Genomic DNA, 18,103 nt, shown 5'->3' on the forward strand with positions numbered 1-18,103 from the left:
GGATAGATGCGTGCGGCCCGCTTCGCGGCAAGCGCTGCGTCATTGCGGCAGCACGACCCACACTTCGAGCCCGCCGCCGTCGCGCGGATGGAACTGCAGCGTGCCGCCATGCAGGCGCGCGATCCGTTCGACGATCGCGAGGCCAAGGCCCGTGCCGCTCGTTCCGCTATGTGCGTTCTTGCCGCGCTGAAACGGCGCCTTCAGCGCTTCGAGTTCGCTGGCCGACAGGCCGGTGCCGCGATCGCCGACCGCGACATACACCGCGTGCGCATCGCGCCACGTGCGCACCGCAAACCCGCTGCGACCGTACTTGACCGCATTCTGCATCAGGTTCATGAGCAGCCGCATCATGCTGATCGGACGGAACGCGACCGGCGGCAGCTCCGCAAGCGACAGTTCGAAATCATGCCCGAGCCCCGCGAAATCCGCAGCGAGCTGCTCGACGAGCGCATTGAGATCGCCGGGCTGCGCGGCCTCGCGTTCGCCGCTGCCCGCATAGTCCATGAACTGCTGCAGGATCGTGTCGATCTGATCGAGGTATGACTCGGCGGCATCGGTGAACGGCGCGTCGCGCGGCGCGCCGGCCATCGCCATCGCGAGACGCAGCTTCGTGAGCGGCGTACGGATATCGTGCGAAATGCCGGCGAGCATCACCGCACGCGTGGCTTCGGCCTGCTGCAGCGCCTGCGTCATCTGGTTGAACGCCGTGCTGACCTGCGCGATTTCTGTCGGACCGTCGACGGGCAGCGGCGCGGGCGCGTCGCCGGCGCTGATGCGCCGCGCCGCATCGGCCAGATGCTGCAGCGGCCGGTTCAGATGCAACTGGAGCAGAAAGCCGGTCAGCGCGGCCAGCACGCCGAGCGACAGCGCCAGCAGCAGCGCGCTCAGGAGCCGGCCGCCTTGCGCCTCTTCGGGCAGCGTCAGCGCGATCCAGTAGGGCGTGTCGGCAATATGCACGCGCAGCCACATCGTCTGCGGCGCCCCGCGTATGGCTTCGGCCTCCCAGCGCACGTCGCTGCCCGCGGGCAGATAGCGGCGCAGCGTCTCGAGAAATATGCCGAGTTCGTGCGTGCGGTAAAACTCGAGCGGTCTCACCGGCGGCTGCGCGAGCGCATCGGGCGGCACATCGGCGCGCGCGCGGATACGCGCAGCCGTCACGTCGCGCGAGGCCGGCGGCGTCGCGGCAAGCACCGTGTCGAGCGTGGCGATGTATGCACCGAACACCGCGGCCGCGCGCTCGACGCGGGGTCGCTGCACATAGTGCAGCAGCACCGTCAGCGAGCACGCCTCGCTGACCACGACGAGCGCGAACAACAGAACGATATTGCGGGCAAGCAGCGAGCGCGGCAACAGACGTGGCAGCGAGCGTGGTATCGAGGTCGGCATCGGGCGTGGCATGAAGCTGCGCATCAGGCGCGCGATTATTCGACGTCCGCGATCAGCATATAGCCGACGCCCCAGACGGTCTTGATGAAGCGCGGCTTCGACGGATCGCTTTCGATGACCTGGCGCAGCCGCAGCACCTGCACGTCGATGCTGCGGTCGAGCGCGTCGTGGTCGCGGCCGCGGGCGCGCGCGATCAGATTGTCGCGGCTCACCGCGCGGTTCGGCGACGAGCCGAGCGCGGTCAGCAGCAGCATCTGGGCGGAATGGAGTTCGATCGGTTCGTCGCCGCGAAACAGCAGACTTTTACCGACGTCGAGCCGGAACTCGCCGAAGCGCAGCGTTTGCGTCGTGACGGTCGGATCGCCCGCCGCGATTTTCTGGCGGCGCAACAGCGCATTGATGCGCGCGGTCAATTCCTGCGGCAGGAACGGCTTGGCGAGATAGTCGTCGGCGCCGGTTTCGAGGCCGACCACGCGATCGAGCGGATCGCCCTTCGCGGTCAGCATCAGGATCGGCACGGTTTCGCCCTCGGCGCGCAGGCGCGCGCAGATATCGAGACCGTTTTCGTCGCCGATCATCAGATCGAGCACGAGCAGGTCGAACGGCTCGCGCTCGAGATAGCGCTTGAGGCGCATGCTGTTTTCCACCACCCGCACCGAGAAACCCTGCGACGTCAGAAAGCGCTGCAGCATATTGCGCAGCTCGGCTTCGTCGTCGAGCACGATGATGCGGGGCGACCGGTCCATGCAAGGCTCCTTCGGAAACACGCTATTCGCGCCGTTGTGTTGCGAGGAACTGCTCGATCTGCGGCAGTGTTACATATCCAACCTTCTGTGTGTCGATCTGGTCGAAATGCTGCGCGACGCGCGGCATGCCGAGTTCCGCCTGCTGCTTCGTGAGCTTGCCGTCGTGCGTCGTGTTGGCGGCGGTGAAGCGTTCTTCCAGCTTTTGCAGCATACGCTGCGTGCGGCCCGAGCCGCCCATTCCCATGCCCTGCATCGCCGGTGCGTTTTGCGTCGGCGCTTCCTGCGCAAACGCGCTCATCGATGCAAGGTACAGCGCCAGCATCGCAATCCACTTCTTCATCTCTTCCTCCGTCGAGGCGCTCACCTGCGTCGCTTGCGATGTGCCGCGAACCGTTCGGTGACGTGGAGCATTCTTGTCGTTCGCCGCACTCGACGCAACGGGAAAACTATGTCATTCAATGTCGCGAGCAACAACCGCGAAAACGTCGAATGAATCGTGTGACTCGTATGACATGCGCAAGATCTATCTATGTAAGCGCGGCTTTTCTGACATTCTTGAACATTAATTAGGAAAGGAAATTATCGTATCCTTGGCGAGCGCGAAAATAGCCTGTGTGGTTGGTCTTCGAGCGCATGCGGCGCTCTATACTTCGCATTCCATCAAAGTTTGATGGATCAGGCTTGGCAGCTTGAAACAAGTAATCCCACACGCCTGCTCCGGCAGGCCGTGTGCTGCCTCCGCACGTTTATAGTCAATGGGCGGGCCATGGCAGGGAGACCTTCGGGTCTGCCGGTTTATGGATTACTTGACCGGTCTGCCAACCCTGTCATGTGCCCGCTCACCTCTCTTCCGATCGGTCGCGGGCCTTCTCAGATAGCGGAGGAAGCAGAATGACCAATCACACCAAAACAGTTTCGAACGAACAACGGACGCTTCGCGACGAGACATTGCGAAACGCGGAACGGATCGCGCTCGGCACGGCCCAGGGTGACGCGTCGAACGACACGCGCCAATCCATTTCGCCCAAACAGCGCAAGAAGCGATACGCGCATCTGGAGCGCTTCAGCGTCGCGGCTGTCCATCAGGCGATCCGGGCGAGCCGGCAACTCGACCAGATCAGCGCCATGGCCGGCATGATCGCGCGCGATCAGGGATCGTCGCGAGAACGGAAGGCGCTTCTCGAGGGGCTCGAAAGCCTCGCGCGAAACTACGCGTCCGAGGCACGCATGGATATGGAGCATATGTCTATCGCGCAGTTGAAGCACACGCCTCGCTGGAAGCGGTTCAAGCAGCAGATCGGGTGAGTGCCGCCGGCACGGGCCGGTGACGTGGCTCGTGCGTTCAAAAGCTTGCGGCCAGCGAGACGCCAAGCGTCACGCGCGCAGTCGGGAATGCCGCTGGTTTGTACAGCGGGGTTCCCGCGAACAGATCGTAGGTGACGCCGGCATACTTCGCGGGTACGGCGCCGCGCAGGCCAACCGCCGCGCCTGCCAGTTGAGTCCCCGCCAGAAATGCCGTGTTCGGTCCGAATACGCGCCCGTAGTCGAGTCCCACGTATAGCGTTTGTCCGGTTGCGAGGACCGGCCATTGCAGTTCGTTGCGCCAGAAAAAACCTCGTTCTGCGGCAAGCATCGTTTCGCCGTCGAACCCGCGCACGGTGTAGCGGCTGCCGATGGTCAGGTCGTCGAGGTAGAACAGCGTGTCGCGCGTGTATTGACCATGTAGTGTCGTGACGTAGCGGAAATTCTGCGATGCAATCGCGAATGGCACGGACAGGTTCGCGTCGAGCGCGGCCATATGGAAGCGGTACGTCGGGCCGTCGATGTACGGGTCTGGCGTTGCGCCAAGGCCGCCAATGCCCTGGCGCCAGGCGAGCGTGCCGTCGAACTGGGCCGCGCCGAAGTAATGCCGGTCTGTTACGCCGAGTTCGAAAAACGTGTTGTTGCGGTCTTGTGTCGGTATCGTTGCGTCGTCGATGAAGCTGTCGCCGAAGCGCTTCGAGAGCTGCACATAACCGCCGAGCACGTCGTTCCGGCTGCGCGACAGCACGCGCGCGATGCGCACGGCGGCGGTCTGTGAATTGCCGCTCGAAACAAACGTGCGGTTCACACCGGCAATGTGCTGGTAGTAGGTGTTTGTGTTGCCTGACAGGGTCGCGGTCCAGTAGCCGAACGGAACGGCGTACGAACCACTGAAGCCGTGCGAACCGATCGACTTGTTGCCGAACGACAGGTCCTGATTCGCGCCTACATAAAATATGTCGTTGAGCCCGAGCGGGTTGTCGATGCCGAGGCTGACGTTGCCTTGCCATTTTCCGGTCGACGACGTACCCGAGTTGTCGACCGATGCAACGAACGTCCAGGGCTTCGCGCGTCTGACCGTCACGACGACATCGCTTTCGCCGGGCATGTCGGTCGGTTCGATCTTCATGTCCACGTCCTGACTCGCGACGCGCTTCATCTGCTCGAGACCCTGTTCAAGGTCGCGCATGTTCAGCAGACTGCCGCCCGTGACGGGGAACGCGGTCTTCCATGTGCCCCGCATGGAAGGGTCTGCGAGTCGAACCTGCCGCACGAGGCCGGGCACGAGCGCGAACGACAACGTGCCGGCCGTCAGGTCTTGCCGTACCACCAGTACGCGGGTGGTCACGTAGCCCCGACCGAGCACCGCCTGCTGCAGTGCTTTGGCGAGTATGTCGATGCCTTGCTTGCCGACGCATTGCCCCTTGTAGTGGTCGAGCCATTCGCGGGCGAATGCGAACGGGTCGAGCGGCAATGCCGAAGCGCCTTTTGCTTTCGCTGCGGCTGGCAGGCTGTCGGGTACGTCGAGCGCGAACCGGTCGATGCGGAAGCACGGCGTTTCGGAAGGCAAGGCAGGAAAGGCTTCGGGCTTCGTTAGCGTGGACCGCACGGTGGGTGCCGTTACTGCCGCTTCACGCTGCTGTGCGTCGCGCCGCTGCTGCTGGTTCTGTTCCGTTTCGAGGCCGCCGAGGCTTTGCCCCTGTACATTGGGCGCGAGCGCGACCAAAGCCGTGAGCGGCAAAGCCGCCAGGCTGTTTTTGATTTTCATGCGAGAAGTTTTTTAGAACTAGATTTCAGGTTGCCGCGATAAGGTTACTTGCCGGGCAGTCGCCTCGGGAGTTCGCTGGAATCTGAACTGACTTCATCGTTGCCATGAGTGACTTTGACGTGGCCGTCTTCGAGCAAAGCCGGAGACGAGGCAGGCAATGCCAGAAACGGAATCACCTCTGGCCACACTCACATCAACTATTCATACCCATCATTTTTTCTGCAGCCGGCAACGACTCTGGATGGGCAATCTGTAACTTATCAAGAACGTACGTCAGCAGCTCATAGGCCACGTCATAGTCGCCGAAGTCAATATATTCCGATACGTTATGGCGGTCACTTTCAGAGATTTCGCTCCAGGTCTGTTCAAGAGATTCGCGTATCAGTCACTCAATTTCGCCAAAGGCTCTTGCTGCATCGTCATTTAGGATTTCTCGGAACGTTTGTTGGGAATGCCGTGACGATTCCGCCACCCTTACTAGCCGCTTCGATTACGTCACGAATGTCAATGCCATCACGGGTACCGTTCTTAACGATTCTGCCGTTAGCTTGAACGGTTTCAGCAATGGTCGGGTGCTACAAACGACAAATCCGGTGCAAGGCCGGGTTTGTCGTTTTAATTAAAGAAGAATTTTTTAATCAGCAACCCACCTATCAAGGCGAACGCGGCTCCGACACAAACCCAATAAGCGAGTTTTTCTCCGCGCGTCATTTTCGCCCATTGCTCAGGGGTTGGACCTCCACCTGCAGCCATTTAAGCCTCCCTAGTTACTTTCCAGTGGTTTGAGTTGAATGCCCCCAAGGAAGCACGCCAAAGCTAAATGCGCCCGGTGTTCCAACGCCAACCTCCAATGCCGTCGAGCCGCCATAAGCATGTGTTACAGCACCAAAGACGTTGATACCTAAAGGTGTTGGTACAGAGATAAACGCTTGATTTCCGTCGCCCGCCAAGAAGTTTCGCGTATCTTCGGCGTTTTTCGCTCCAAAGATGTAACCGATTGAACTACTAAAACCAGCTTGATAGGAAACAGCCGATGGGTTTGTCATCGAAACCCCACCGGATACATAACTCGACCCATCATAAAGATTCAACGCTGCCGTACCGCTTCCAGATAGAACACTGACACTCGTTGTTGCATAGTCCGGCGCAAGTCCTCGGCCATGCTCCCCAAACCCCGCCGAATAATCCCCCGTATTGAATCCCGGCGAGAACGGCCCATTCGGATCAACCTTCGGTGTTGCGGCCTGAGTGCTTGGCGTGCCCCAACTATATGGCGAGTTTGTGCCGCCCGTGCTCTGCGTAATCAAGTCCTGCACGGCCTTCGATGGCGTGGTCAGCATTGACGGATCTTGCACCAGATAATTCCCGCTGCTGTCCGTCACCAGTTTCATGCCCGTCGTGTCATAGATCGCACTCTTCGGCGTATCTGCGTTCAACGGAACAGCCACGCTTGCCGACGCATACTCCCCGTACTGACTGTTATTCGCCGCACGCATCGCGTTTTCAACCTGTGCCGCTATGATCGGCGAGCCGTCGGCATTCTTCAGCCCCTGCGCCTTCGCTTGATCTGCAATCTGTTGTGCTTTCGATTTTTCCTGAGGATGCAACTGCCGATTGTAACGGTCGACGTTGTAGCCCGAGACCGCGCCTGCGTTACCGCCGGCAGCACCGCCCGCGCCAGTCGCGATTGCGTTCGCGACGATGTTCCCCAGCACGGTATTTACGTTACCGCTGCCGGTCGGATTCGCGCCGGCAATCGCGCCGCTCAGTTCGCTGAGTTTGCCCGCCGCGATGGACGCGATAGCTGCGCCCGCCGCACCGCCCACGGCGTTGCCGCCCGCGAGCCCGGTCACGATAGCTGCGCCCGCCGCCTGCATTTCCGCACGCGCAATGCCGCCTTCCTTCCATGCGACCATGCCGGCCTGGTCGCCGTTCGCCTTCGCCTCGTCATACTTCGATTGCGCGAAATCTCCGACGCGGCGCGAGACCGCTTCGCCGGCCGCGCTTGCCGCCGCCATCATGTCGGACTGCCTGTCGAGGAGATTGTTCACGTCCGGCAGTTTGGCGACCGTGCCGTTCGTGTTCGTCGTGTCGCGCGACAGGCTCGCAACGTCCTGCGTCTGGTGGGCCGCGTCCGTCACACTGATCGTGCCGGCGCTGATAGCGCTGCGCGTCGTCGCGCTATCACTGCCGCTGTCGTTCTGGCTCAACATCGGCGCGACGCCGCCCGTATTCGAACCTGACGTATTGCCGTGCGTTGCGTAGTTCGAGCCACCGTCACCCAATGTCACGCCGCCGCCAATTCCACCCGAATGCGCGTTGTAGCTGGAACTGTTCTGGATATCGCTGAACGTGAGCGTACCGGTCGAGAGGTTATTGTGCGCCGCGTCCGCCGCGCTCGCAATCGTCGCTCCCTTCAGGTCGGTATTGCCTTTCACGTTGACGTTGAATCCGCCGTCGCCCGCCTGAATGCCGGCCTGTTCGTTCACGCCTGCATAGTTACCGCTTGCGTCGCCATGCTGTGAACTGAAGCTGCCGCTTGCGCCGCCCTGGCTGACGGAGAAGCCACCGCCTGAACTTTCCTGATGCACAGCGCTGGTCATTGTGTCCTGCACGCTCGCGATGTTCAGATTGCCACCCACGTCTGCATTGACCTGACGCGCATTCACGTTCGCACCAATGATGTTCGTATCGCCGCCCGACAGAATCGTGGCCGAGTTACCCGCATTGATATGCGTGTTATTTGCGATGGCGGAATCGCTGTTCGCGTTGCCGTGCGCCTTCGACATCGAAGCGTCGACACCGAAGCCACTCGTACCATACGAAATTCCGACGCTTCCACTGCTGGACTCGTTTGTGCTTCGCGTCGAATCCGTGTCGGTCGTATTGACCAGATTGATCTTGTTGTTGGCGGCAAGAATCGCGTCAGTGGCATTCACGTTCGACCCGGCAATAGTCAGGTTGCCGCTTCCCGGCGTGCCATCGCCAGTGGCCACAAATGCTGCTGTGCCTCCCGCCGCGACGCGCGAACCGCGGTTCGCGGTGCTGTCTTCGGTGTGGGTGCTCTTGCTGTGGCTGCTGCCATAGCTAAGTTCAATCCTGGCTTCCGGCTTCCGTCCGTTTGCAAGATCGCCGAGCGGCGCGCCTGCCGCACCGAGCGAATCAATCGCGCCGCTTGCGGCTGCCATGCCGTGAAGCGCTGCCGCACGGTCGTCCTGGCTGCGGCTGGCTGCACGCGACTGGTCGACCGTGTTCGAAATCGAGTCGATGACAGGTGCCTTTATTGCGAGCGTGAAGCCGGACTGTTTGACTTCGTGGCTTTCGTCGTGATGCGCGGTATCGACGGCCGAATCTATCGTCACGTTCTGTCCGGTTCCCGTAACGTTCTGCGCTGCAATCAGGTTGCTTCCCGTAACGTGCAGGTCTTTGCCTGCCGAGATATTCACGCTGCCGTTGAGCGAGCCGACCGTGCTCGCATTATTCGTTACGGCTGTGTCGTTGGCCGTGTCTGATTGCGCCTTCGTGCCGTATGAAATGCCGATGCCGCCGCCCGCACCGAAGCCTGTGCTGCGCTCGCTATAAGACGACTGCGAGGTTTGAGTATCCTGCGATGTCGTGATCGTCACATTGCCTACAGCGGCAAGGTCCACATCGTTCGTGCCGACAATCGTGCTGCCCTTGACGTTGATGTCGTTGCCGCTTGCGATTGACACGGCGTTAGCCGACACGAGACTGCCTTGCGAGAGCGTAGTGGTCGTATTGCTCGAACTCGCCACTTCCTTGCCGCTTACGACGTTGCTGTGCTTGTGCTGCTCCTGCGAATTCTCGACGTTCGTTTCCGTAGCTGCGCCGATGTTCACGTTGCCCGACGCGGCGAGCGTCGCAGTACCCTTGTCGAGACTGATCGCGCTGCCCGTGACGTTGATATCCTTGCCCGATGCCACGGTCAACGAATTGCCCGCGTTGAGCGTGGTCGCCGTCAGCGTGTCGTCCGACCGGTGCAAAAACTCCGAATAGCTGCCGTGGCTGTCGCTGCCGGAACTGTTGCTATCCGTCGTTGAGGTTGCTTTCGCTGCCTGCAAGGTCACGTCGCCGTTTGCCGCAACGACGCCGCCGCCCCAAAGATTGATGTTCGCGCCGGTCGCCGTCAGGTCGCCGCCAACACCAATGATCGACACGCCGCCGATGTTTATGGAACTGCCCGTCGTCTGGTTAAAGTCGGTGTTCGACACGCCGTTAGCGCGCTCGACGATCTTGTGCTCGCCGGTTTGCGCCGCGCCGATATCGTAGTTGCCGCCCACGGCCATCCCGAGATTCCCGCCCACGTTCAGATTGGCTGCGTTCTGCTCGATGTTGCCGCCCGTCACGATGACCGCATTGCCGGCGACATTCAGGTTCGCAATAGGGCCGAGTGTGGTCGTGGTGCGTGTCGCGCCGGTCGCGCTCACCTGGTCAACGGTCTTGACCGCCGTGTTCAGCAGCAGGTCGCCGCCCGCATTGAGCGCGAGGCTGCCGGCGTTCACCGTGGCTGAAGTTAGGTCGATATTGCCCTTCGTGTTCAGCGACATCAGACCGCCGCTTTGCAGCGTGCCGAATGCGTTGTTGATCTGGTTGCCCTGGATCGACAGCGTATTGCCAGCCTGCACCGTGCCGCTATTCGTGAAGGTCTTCGCGTTCCGGATGTCGATGCCGGTTGCGGCAATCAGCGGGCCGCTCATGTTCTGCTGACTGGCCTTCGCAAGATAGACGACAGGCACGAGCACGGCCTGCCCGTCAATTACCTGGGTCTGCATGATGACGACGTTGCCCGTCAGCGCCGCCACCTGTTCCGGCGACAGGCTCATGCCGAGCGGCAGATCGAGTGACTTCGACAGCGACGCGCCCGCCTCGAGCAGCGACTCGTACATCGACTGGAGGTCGGTGTACGGGCCGGGCACCGCCTTGCCCGTGAGCGACGTCACCTGGTTGCGCACGAGCTGCTGCTCGTAGAACCCGTCGCCCAGGCGCTTCGCAGTCGTCTGCGGATCGAGGCCAAGCTGTTGCAGGTAGTAGTCGCTCGAAATGAACGTCTTCCGGTTCGTGAACGCCGGGTTCGTTTCGACGAGATACGTTGCGCCCGGCGCGGTTGCGGGACTGAAGAGGCCCCCTTGGGGTATCGACAGGTTCTGCAGCACGGTCTGCGCCGTCGCGCCGGCGATGACAGGATTGACCATGCCGCCGATATCGACGCCCGGCATCGCCTGACCCGGCGCGAGACCCGCCGGCGGAACGCCCGCATTGCCCGCCGTGTTGTCGATACGGATGCCGCTGCCCGAGAGCGTGCCGCCCGCTACGAAGCTCGACTCATACGACGGCAGCGCGTAATGGCGGACATCGGCCGGCGCGGCCTGCGCGTAACCGCCCGGCCGCGAGCCGATGAACGGCGCATCGCCGAACGGCAAGGTCCAGTCCGCAACGCTGTGGTCGTAGTTCGTGTAGTGGTAGTAGCCCGAATACGTAACCTGTACGCCCGGTGCTGTCTGAGCCTGCCAGCTGTCCTGGTCGAGCGCCATGGGCGCAGCGATGTCGCCGGCCGCCGCCACCGCGCTCCAGTGATTCCGGAACACGCCCACATTCGACGCATCGAGGTTGCCGCCCGCGATGACCTGCGCCTGCGGGCTGATGCCGGCAATCAGGTTCGCGACCGCCGCGCCCGTGTAGGTCGTGTACTGGTAGCCGCTGTTCCACTGGCCGCCGTGCGGCGGTTCGATGTATGCGCCGCCGATTGCGTTCGCGTCGCCCTGCGTGGTCCAGCCGACATACGGATGCTCCGCGGAACAGGCGTTCATGTGAATCGCCGTACAGCCCGACAGGCCGATGCCGAGCCCGGCAAGCAGGCCCGGGTCCACCGGCTGGTTCAGCCCGGTCGTCGTCATCGTCGTGCGGGTGTTCGTCACCTGACCGGCGCGCAGTTCCATATCGCCGGCCGATTCGATCAGCCCCGACTGGTTTCGGACCAGGCCCGCGTTCGTATAGTTGCCGTTCGCGTCCTTGCCGCCTGCGAGCACCACCTTGCCGGAACCGTAGATCGCCGTCGTCGCCTGGGTGTCGGTGGCCGTCGTGTCGTCGCGGTTTTCGATGTCGTTCGAGAGCAGTTCGAGCGTGCCGTCGCTGTCGGTCGCGCCGATCAGCGCGGTCGGCCCCACGTTCGACAGGCTGTGTGTCGCATTCAGCGAGACGCTGCCTCCGACCATCGCGCCTGTGTTTTCCAGCGTGTCCGAATGCGTCGCGAGTATGCCGCCCGCCATCATCGTGCCGCTGTTTCGCACGTCACCCGCGCGGATATTCAGGTTGTGCGCCGCCTCAACCAGCGCGCCATTGCTGAACGTACCCGGCAGCGTAAAGGACAGGTCATGCCCCGCGTTGAACCGGACATCGGGCGTCACCGCGAAATCGCTCTGAACGGTCACGGCAACGTCATGGGCTGCGCTATATGCGCCGCCGCCCGTGAGCGTCGCGGCATGGACGGCGAGGTCGTGCGTCGCGCCGATCCGGCCGTTCGCATTCGTGAGCGCGCCGCTTGTCGTGATTGCGACGTCGCCGTATGAGCCGGCGAGCGTGCCTATCTGACCGCCGCTGTTGTCGACGGTATCGCCGTGCGCCGTGACGCTTGCGCCGCTGATCTGGCCACCGCGTTGAGCGCTCTGCGTGTTCACGAGCGCCGACGTGTCGACGGCAACACGACCGTTGCCCGTTATCACGCCGCCGCGGTTGACGGTCTGGCTGCCGCCCTGCACCGCCGTGTTGCCCGTGCCGAGGTTGCTGACAAGACCGTCCGTGTTCTCGACAGTAGCGGCGTGAATCGCGAGCGTGCCCGCGTCGCCCGCTGTGCCCGTGCCGGACTGGATCTGGCCATCGGTGTTCGTCAGCGTGCCGCCGCTTGCGAGCGACAGCGACGAGAGCGAACGAACCGTGCCTTGCGCGTTGTTCAGGTCGCCTGCAATTGTGGCTGCGATGTTCCCTGTGCGGCAAGCACGCCGTGCACGTTGTTCAGACTTCCGGCCTGCATGTCGATCCGGCCCGCCGCGATGATCTGGCCGCCGGCGTTCGAGAACGTGCCGCTAACGTCGAATCCCATCGACGACAGGCCGTATTGCGTCATCGTGCCCGCGTGGTTCAGCAGGGTCGTCGCGTGCAGCGCGAGCGCGTTGGCGTCGATGTCGCCACCGCTGTTGTCGAGCGTGCCGCTCGCCGTCACCGTCAGATGCGGCGCGACCATCCGCCCGCCCCGGTTCGAAACCGCGTGCGCCGTGATCGTCTGCGCGCCGCCCGACGACATCGCACCGCTGTCGTTCGTGAGCGTGCCTGCCGCGCGCGCGTCGAGCGAACCGCCTGCGGTCGTGGTCGCGCCCGACAGGTTCAGGTCGCCGCCGATCGCCGCGAGCGCTATCGCGCGGTTGGCAGACGTGGTGCTGCCCGCGAGACTGACCGCCGCACCGCTTACGAGCGCATTGCCGCCCGCCGCATTGCGGCCCGTCGCCGTGACAGCGCCGGATGCGCTGACATTCAGGGCGCCAGACTGCGCGAGCGAGCCATCGGCGTTCAGGCCGGCCGCGAGCGTGCCGGTCGAACTCACCGAGCCGGCGCTGACGGTCGTGTTCTGCTGCGCGCCAGACAGACCGCTGTTCGTCAGCGCGCCGGCCGTGCTCAGCATCACGTTCTGCTTTGCGTACGTCGTGCCGATATTGTCGATGCCATCGCGCGCACTGACGATCAGATCGCCGCTCGCGTTCGTCTGGCCCGCCAGCACCAGCTTGCCCTCTGTCGTCAGCGTGAGGTCGCCGGCCTGCGCCGCGAGCACGCCTTTCGTCGACACGCCAACGCCGTGCTCCGTGCCGACCAGCCAGATACGGTTCGCGTACATGCCGCCGAGGCTCGCGACGTCGATCGACACAGCCGGCGCAGGACCGTCGCCGGCAATCGGCGTCGCGTTGAGCGTGTCATGCCCGACCGCGTTCGCGCCGGTCACGATGTTCAGGTTCTTCGCATGGATCGCTGCATTCGCCTGCACTGCTCGCGCAAGCAGATCGACCTGATCCACACTGGACGCATCGAGCCCCGCGCCCGCGATGCCGATGTTCCCGTGCGATACGTTGAAGCCGGACAACGAACCGTCGGCTGCAAGGTTCGGCGTTCCAGTGGTGAGCACCGCCCGCGACGTGTTGATGAATCCGCCGCCGTTGACCGAAATGCCGCTGCCGTTGGCAATGACCACTTCGGCGCGTCGGCCCGCTACCTCCAGATAGCCGTTGATCTGGCTAGCCGCACCGCTGTTGACCTGATTGACGATAACCCGCGCGGCCTCGCCGGCGCCGAGGTTTGGGTTGCCGTTAATCATGCCCGCCTGCTGCGTCTGCACGATCGCCGGCGAGTTGTTCAGAATCGCGCCGCGCGGCTGCACATCGAACTGGCCGTAGGTGTTCATCGACACGCCCGCGCCGGACGGCCGGTTGATATTCACCTGCGGCAGTCCGTTGTGCGTCTGAACGATTGCAGGCGCATTCGGACCCGACGGAACGATTCCACCCGGCGTCTGCACATCAGCCCATGAAGGCAAAGCGCCCGTTAGCACCGACGCGGCAATGGCGATCTGTTTCAGTTCGAACGGCAAGACAGCAGGAATTTTCCGCGCCTTGCTTTGGATCCTTCCAGTCCGCCCCGTTTCTTTTCCACTTGCCGCCGTCATTTCGCTGACTGCGACAGGCATTTCTCTGAGCCGGCTATCAACCAGCCGGTAGTTATTCCGGTTCATCCGCGTCGTTTGGATTGCTAACTTCTAACGGCGCGTAAACTAACGCGCGACCACGCCCCCCGTCTCGTCACACGCGACAGCAATGAGCCAGATACAACGCTTTTTACAAAATCGGAGTGTTCTGATCGAGCATGCGCCACGAAACCGCTAGCCCGCGTCGACGAATTCCCGATCCTCGATCATGGCGGCTACGATCCGCGAATCAATGCGCATCCCGTATCGCCTCGAACACCGCCCTCAGGTTCTGCGCTTTCGTCGCGAGCACTCTCGGTATCTCGTCGAGCCGCACCGATTCCTGCACGTCGCCGGGCCGCGGCGGATTGTCGATGGCGAACAGCAGCGTCTCGTTGTCGCCCGATGCGCCGATCGCCTGCACGGTCATCGTTTTGAATGAAATCTTGCTGACACCCGCGATGCGTTTTACGCCGTTGATCGCAATGCCGACCGGCGTCAGGTTGCGCAAGCGAAAGCCCTGCTTGTCGAGCCGCACGTCGGTCAGCGCGATCTGCAGGATCAGCGAATCGGGTTGCGGCGTATCGACGACGGTCATGTCCCTCATCACTTCCTGCGTCAGGATCTGCGCAAAAGTACGCGTGACCTGCGCCATTTCTTCGGGGTCGATGCCTTTGTATGGCGAATCCGGTGCGAGAAATACTTCGATCGGCACGAGATAGACGCTGTGAAGACGTGCGCGCTGCGCGCGGTAGTCGGGCGCCATATAGGCCTTCGTACCGGGAAATTGCACGACGGGCGTGAGTTGCACGCTATCCGGTATCAGGGAGTCGGCGCGCGCAGCGCCGCCGTGGAACATGAGCGACGCGACCAACAGAGCGGCGGCCATCCGCGATGCCTTGCGCATCATCGATCGCGCGCGCAGCGTTTGCATGATCGACATCGTCAGCACCTCGAACCGTGGATTCGTCGGCATTTTCATGATTCGTTTCCCGATGCGGCGGCCTGTATCGCCGCGTGGAACCAGCATAGGCGATTGGCGATGTGCGCCCGCCTGGTGGATTCCCGCTGCGATATATCCGAACAAAGCCCTGCGGCGCCCGTGCCCGATTGCCGGCACGCGCTCGACCCATGCTAGGCTATGCGCCAATTCGGCATGCCGCCGGGCATTCTGCATCCCGAAAAGACCAGATTAGTTGCATTGACTATCGGCATCCGTGCGCCTCACCTCAAATGGCGCGCGGCGAATTATGGTGGATTGATGACAAAGGACAATAACCTGCTCTACCTGTTACGAGACCGTTTATGCGCGGCGCTTCGCGGTTCCGCGTCGCCCGCGTCGACCGCACGGCTCGCCGCACCGCGGCTCGCGTCTGTTTTGCCCGCCGTAACGTCTGTCGCGCTGCTGCCAGTCCTCCTGACGGGCTGCATGGTCGGCCCCGATTACCGCACGCCGGCGCCGCCCGCAACCGACCGCTACACCACGGCGCCGCTGCCCGAGCAAACTGCGTCGGCACCCGGTGCATCGGGCGTGCCGCAGCGCTTTGCAGACGGCGAAGACATCCCCGCCGCGTGGTGGTCGCTCTACCATTGCGAGCCGCTCGACACGCTGATTCGCAAAGCGCTCGCGAACAGTCCGAACATCGCGTCGGCGCGCGCCGCGCTGCGTCAGTCGCGCGAGAACCTCAGCGCGCAGTTCGGCGGCACGCTGCTGCCGCGCGTCGACGCGCAACTGAACGCGACGCGCGAAAAATTCAACGGCATCACCTTCGGCCAGCCGCAGTTCGCCGAAGACCTGAACCTGTACAACGCGTCGGTCAGCGTGTCGTATGCGCTCGACCTGTGGGGCGGCGCGCGCCGCGGCGTCGAGGCGGCGCAATCGCAAGTCGACTATCAGCGTTACCAGTTGCAGGGCGCATGGCTCGCGCTGACTGCGAACATCGTCACCGCGGCAGTCAGGGAAGCATCGCTGCGCGCGCAGATCGCCGCGACCGAAGAAATCGCCACGGAAGAAGCGTCGCAACTCAAGGTGCTCAAACAGCAGTTCGAACTCGGCGGCATCGGCAAAACCGATGTGCTCACGCAGCAGACGCTGCTCGCGCAAACGCGCGCGACGCTGCCGCCGTTGCAGCAGCAACTCGACGAGACGCGCCATCAGCTCGCGGTGCTGTCGGGCAGCCCGCCGAACGATCCGACGCTGCCCGAGTTCCGGCTCGAGATGTTCTCGCTGCCGCAAACGCTGCCGGTCAGCGTGCCGTCTGCGCTCGTCAGACAGCGGCCCGACATTCTCGCGGCCGATGCGACGCTGCATCAGGCGAGCGCGCAGGTCGGCGTCGCGACCGCGAACCTGTACCCGCAGATCACGCTGTCGGCAAGCTACGGCACGCAGTCGCTGACGCCGGCCGAACTGTTCCGCGCGGAAAGCACGGTATGGGCCATCGGCGCCGGCGTGCTGCAGCCGCTGTTCCACGGCGGCCAGCTGCTCGCGCAAAAGCGCGCGGCCGTGGCCGCGTACGAACAGGCCGACGCGCAATACCGTCAAACGGTTTTGTTAGCGTTCCAGAACGTGGCCGATTCGCTGCGCGCGCTCGATCACGATGCAAACGGTCTGCGCGCGCAAACCGACGCGTGGCAATCGGCCAGCGACGCGCTCGAGATGGCGCGCGGCCAGTTCAAGCTCGGCGGCATCAGCTATCTGTCGCTGCTCGTCACGCAGCGCCAGTATCAGCAGACGGTGGTCGACCTCGCGCAGGCGCAGGCGGCGCGCTACGCCGATACGGCTGCGCTGTTCCAGGCGCTCGGCGGCGGCTGGTGGAACGATCCGCTGCCCGAGACCGCCGCGGCGCAATGACTACCCGATAAGGACGAAGCGCCGTTGGACCGGCCGAAGGCGAGCCCACGCCGGCGCTTCACGATGAGACGTGCAAGGACATAACGATGAGCACAAAAGGACCGACCGCCAATCAGATCGAAACGGTAGACACGCCTGCCCGTCACAGACGGCGCATGACGAAACGCATGATCATCATGTTGATCTGCGTCGCGCTGCTGCTCGGCGCGATTGTCGGCTTCAATCTGTTCAAGGCGCACATGATCGCGAAGTTCATGGCGAACAATGCGTTGCCGCCCGCCACGGTCACCGCGGCCGTGGCGAAGTACCAGACGTGGCAGCCGCAGCTCGCGGCAGTCGGCAGCCTGCGCGCGGTGCGCGGCGTCGACGTGACGACCGAAGTGCCGGGCCTCGTGCGCGAGATCGCCTTCTCGTCGGGGCAGGACGTGAAAGCGGGCCAGGTGCTCGTGCGTCTGAACGACGATTCCGACGTCGCACTGCTGCGTTCGCTGCAGGCCGCGGCCGAGCTCGCGCAAACGGTCTATAAGCGCGACAAGGCGCAATTCGATATCCAGGCGATCGCGAAAGCGCAGCTCGACGCGGACGCCGCCGATCTCAAGGCCAAGACCGCGCAGGTCGCGCAGCAGGCGGCGCTCGTCGAAAAGAAGACGATCCGCGCGCCGTTCGCGGGCCGCGTCGGCATCACGACGGTGAACCCGGGCCAGTATCTGAATCCGGGCGACGCGATCGTCACGCTGCAGGCCATCGATCCGATCTACGCCGACTTCTATCTGCCGCAGCAGCAGTTGGGCCAGCTTGCGGTCGGCCAGCAGATCGTGATCGATACGAATGCGTTCGGCGGGCGCACCTTCGCCGGCAAGATCCGCTCGATCAATCCGCGCGTCGACAACACGACGCGCAACGTGCAGGTCGAAGCGACCGTCGACAATCGCGAGCGCAAGCTGCTGCCCGGCATGTACGCGAACGTGAAGATCGACGCGGGCGGCGAACAGCGTTATCTGACGCTGCCGCAAACGGCGATCACGTACAACCCGTACGGCGCGACGGTATTCATCGTGAAGCCTGCCGCACAGGACAAGGCCGCATCGAACCCGCAGGGCAAGGCCATGCCGACCGCGCAGCAGGTGTTCGTCACGCCAGGGCCGACGCGCGGCGACCAGGTCGCGATCCTGAAGGGCATCGAGGCGGACATGCAGGTCGTGACGAGCGGCCAGCTGAAGCTGAAGAACGGCACGCCGCTCGTGATCGACAATCGCGTGCAGCCGGCCGACAGCCCGAATCCGCAGCCTCAGGAACAGTGAGAGGCC

Annotated in this window: 9 protein-coding genes and 1 pseudogene; 3 read left to right on the forward strand and 7 right to left on the reverse strand. The window is 63.2% G+C overall.

Annotation, left to right across the window (positions count from 1 at the left end):
* Positions 1-39: 39 nt before the first annotated feature.
* From BTO02_RS16840 to BTO02_RS16850, 3 genes are read right to left on the reverse strand one after another with little or no spacing between them, the layout of a single operon-like run.
* Positions 40-1,398: an ATP-binding protein gene (locus BTO02_RS16840; protein WP_075158953.1), complete on the reverse strand. Its 1,359-nt coding sequence runs from the start codon at positions 1,396-1,398 to the stop codon at positions 40-42.
* Between the two features lie 23 nt (positions 1,399-1,421).
* Positions 1,422-2,132 (reverse strand): response regulator, encoded by a 711-nt coding sequence (locus BTO02_RS16845; protein ID WP_075157988.1) that lies wholly within the window; start codon positions 2,130-2,132, stop codon positions 1,422-1,424.
* 22 nt (positions 2,133-2,154) lie between these two features.
* A complete protein-coding gene (locus tag BTO02_RS16850; protein WP_075158954.1) occupies positions 2,155-2,472 on the reverse strand; it encodes a hypothetical protein in 318 nt (105 codons plus the stop codon).
* A 551-nt stretch (positions 2,473-3,023) separates the two neighbouring features.
* Between BTO02_RS16850 and BTO02_RS16855 the strand changes: the two genes are divergently transcribed.
* Positions 3,024-3,437, forward strand: a complete 414-nt coding sequence (locus BTO02_RS16855) for a hypothetical protein (protein ID WP_075157989.1) — start codon at positions 3,024-3,026, stop codon at positions 3,435-3,437.
* A gap of 37 nt (positions 3,438-3,474) precedes the next feature.
* Here BTO02_RS16855 and BTO02_RS16860 read toward each other — a convergent pair whose 3' ends face one another.
* The 4 genes and pseudogenes from BTO02_RS16860 to BTO02_RS16875 all read right to left on the reverse strand — a co-directional run bounded on the left by BTO02_RS16860 (position 3,475) and on the right by BTO02_RS16875 (position 14,927).
* Positions 3,475-5,202: a ShlB/FhaC/HecB family hemolysin secretion/activation protein gene (locus BTO02_RS16860; protein ID WP_075157990.1), complete on the reverse strand. Its 1,728-nt coding sequence runs from the start codon at positions 5,200-5,202 to the stop codon at positions 3,475-3,477.
* A 615-nt stretch (positions 5,203-5,817) separates the two neighbouring features.
* Positions 5,818-5,955, reverse strand: coding sequence for a hypothetical protein (locus BTO02_RS34360; RefSeq protein ID WP_156883847.1), 138 nt, complete (start codon positions 5,953-5,955; stop codon positions 5,818-5,820).
* Positions 5,956-5,969: 14 nt separating this feature from the next.
* A pseudogene (locus BTO02_RS16865) lies at positions 5,970-13,993 on the reverse strand (hemagglutinin repeat-containing protein).
* A gap of 202 nt (positions 13,994-14,195) precedes the next feature.
* Positions 14,196-14,927: a DUF3313 family protein gene (locus tag BTO02_RS16875; protein ID WP_075157993.1), complete on the reverse strand. Its 732-nt coding sequence runs from the start codon at positions 14,925-14,927 to the stop codon at positions 14,196-14,198.
* A 447-nt stretch (positions 14,928-15,374) separates the two neighbouring features.
* Between BTO02_RS16875 and BTO02_RS16880 the strand changes: the two genes are divergently transcribed.
* Positions 15,375-16,796 (forward strand): efflux transporter outer membrane subunit, encoded by a 1,422-nt coding sequence (locus tag BTO02_RS16880; protein WP_232243546.1) that lies wholly within the window; start codon positions 15,375-15,377, stop codon positions 16,794-16,796.
* A 155-nt stretch (positions 16,797-16,951) separates the two neighbouring features.
* On the forward strand, positions 16,952-18,097 hold the full coding sequence (locus BTO02_RS16885; protein ID WP_075158956.1) for an efflux RND transporter periplasmic adaptor subunit: 1,146 nt from the start codon (positions 16,952-16,954) through the stop codon (positions 18,095-18,097).
* Positions 18,098-18,103 lie beyond the last annotated feature (6 nt).

Source organism: Paraburkholderia sp. SOS3, assembly GCF_001922345.1.
Lineage (GTDB): Bacteria > Pseudomonadota > Gammaproteobacteria > Burkholderiales > Burkholderiaceae > Paraburkholderia.

Excerpts from the sequence above, each read along its gene's own strand:
- BTO02_RS16845 (WP_075157988.1), bottom strand. The coding sequence starts at position 2,132 with ATGGACCGGTCGCCCCGCATCATCGTGCTCGACGACGAAGCCGAGCTG.
- BTO02_RS16840 (WP_075158953.1), bottom strand. The coding sequence starts at position 1,398 with ATGCCACGCCCGATGCCGACCTCGATACCACGCTCGCTGCCACGTCTG.
- BTO02_RS34360 (WP_156883847.1), bottom strand. The coding sequence starts at position 5,955 with ATGGCTGCAGGTGGAGGTCCAACCCCTGAGCAATGGGCGAAAATGACG.
- BTO02_RS16880 (WP_232243546.1), top strand. The coding sequence starts at position 15,375 with ATGGTCGGCCCCGATTACCGCACGCCGGCGCCGCCCGCAACCGACCGC.
- BTO02_RS16855 (WP_075157989.1), top strand. The coding sequence starts at position 3,024 with ATGACCAATCACACCAAAACAGTTTCGAACGAACAACGGACGCTTCGC.
- BTO02_RS16875 (WP_075157993.1), bottom strand. The coding sequence starts at position 14,927 with ATGAAAATGCCGACGAATCCACGGTTCGAGGTGCTGACGATGTCGATC.
- BTO02_RS16850 (WP_075158954.1), bottom strand. The coding sequence starts at position 2,472 with ATGAAGAAGTGGATTGCGATGCTGGCGCTGTACCTTGCATCGATGAGC.
- BTO02_RS16885 (WP_075158956.1), top strand. The coding sequence starts at position 16,952 with ATGACGAAACGCATGATCATCATGTTGATCTGCGTCGCGCTGCTGCTC.
- BTO02_RS16860 (WP_075157990.1), bottom strand. The coding sequence starts at position 5,202 with ATGAAAATCAAAAACAGCCTGGCGGCTTTGCCGCTCACGGCTTTGGTC.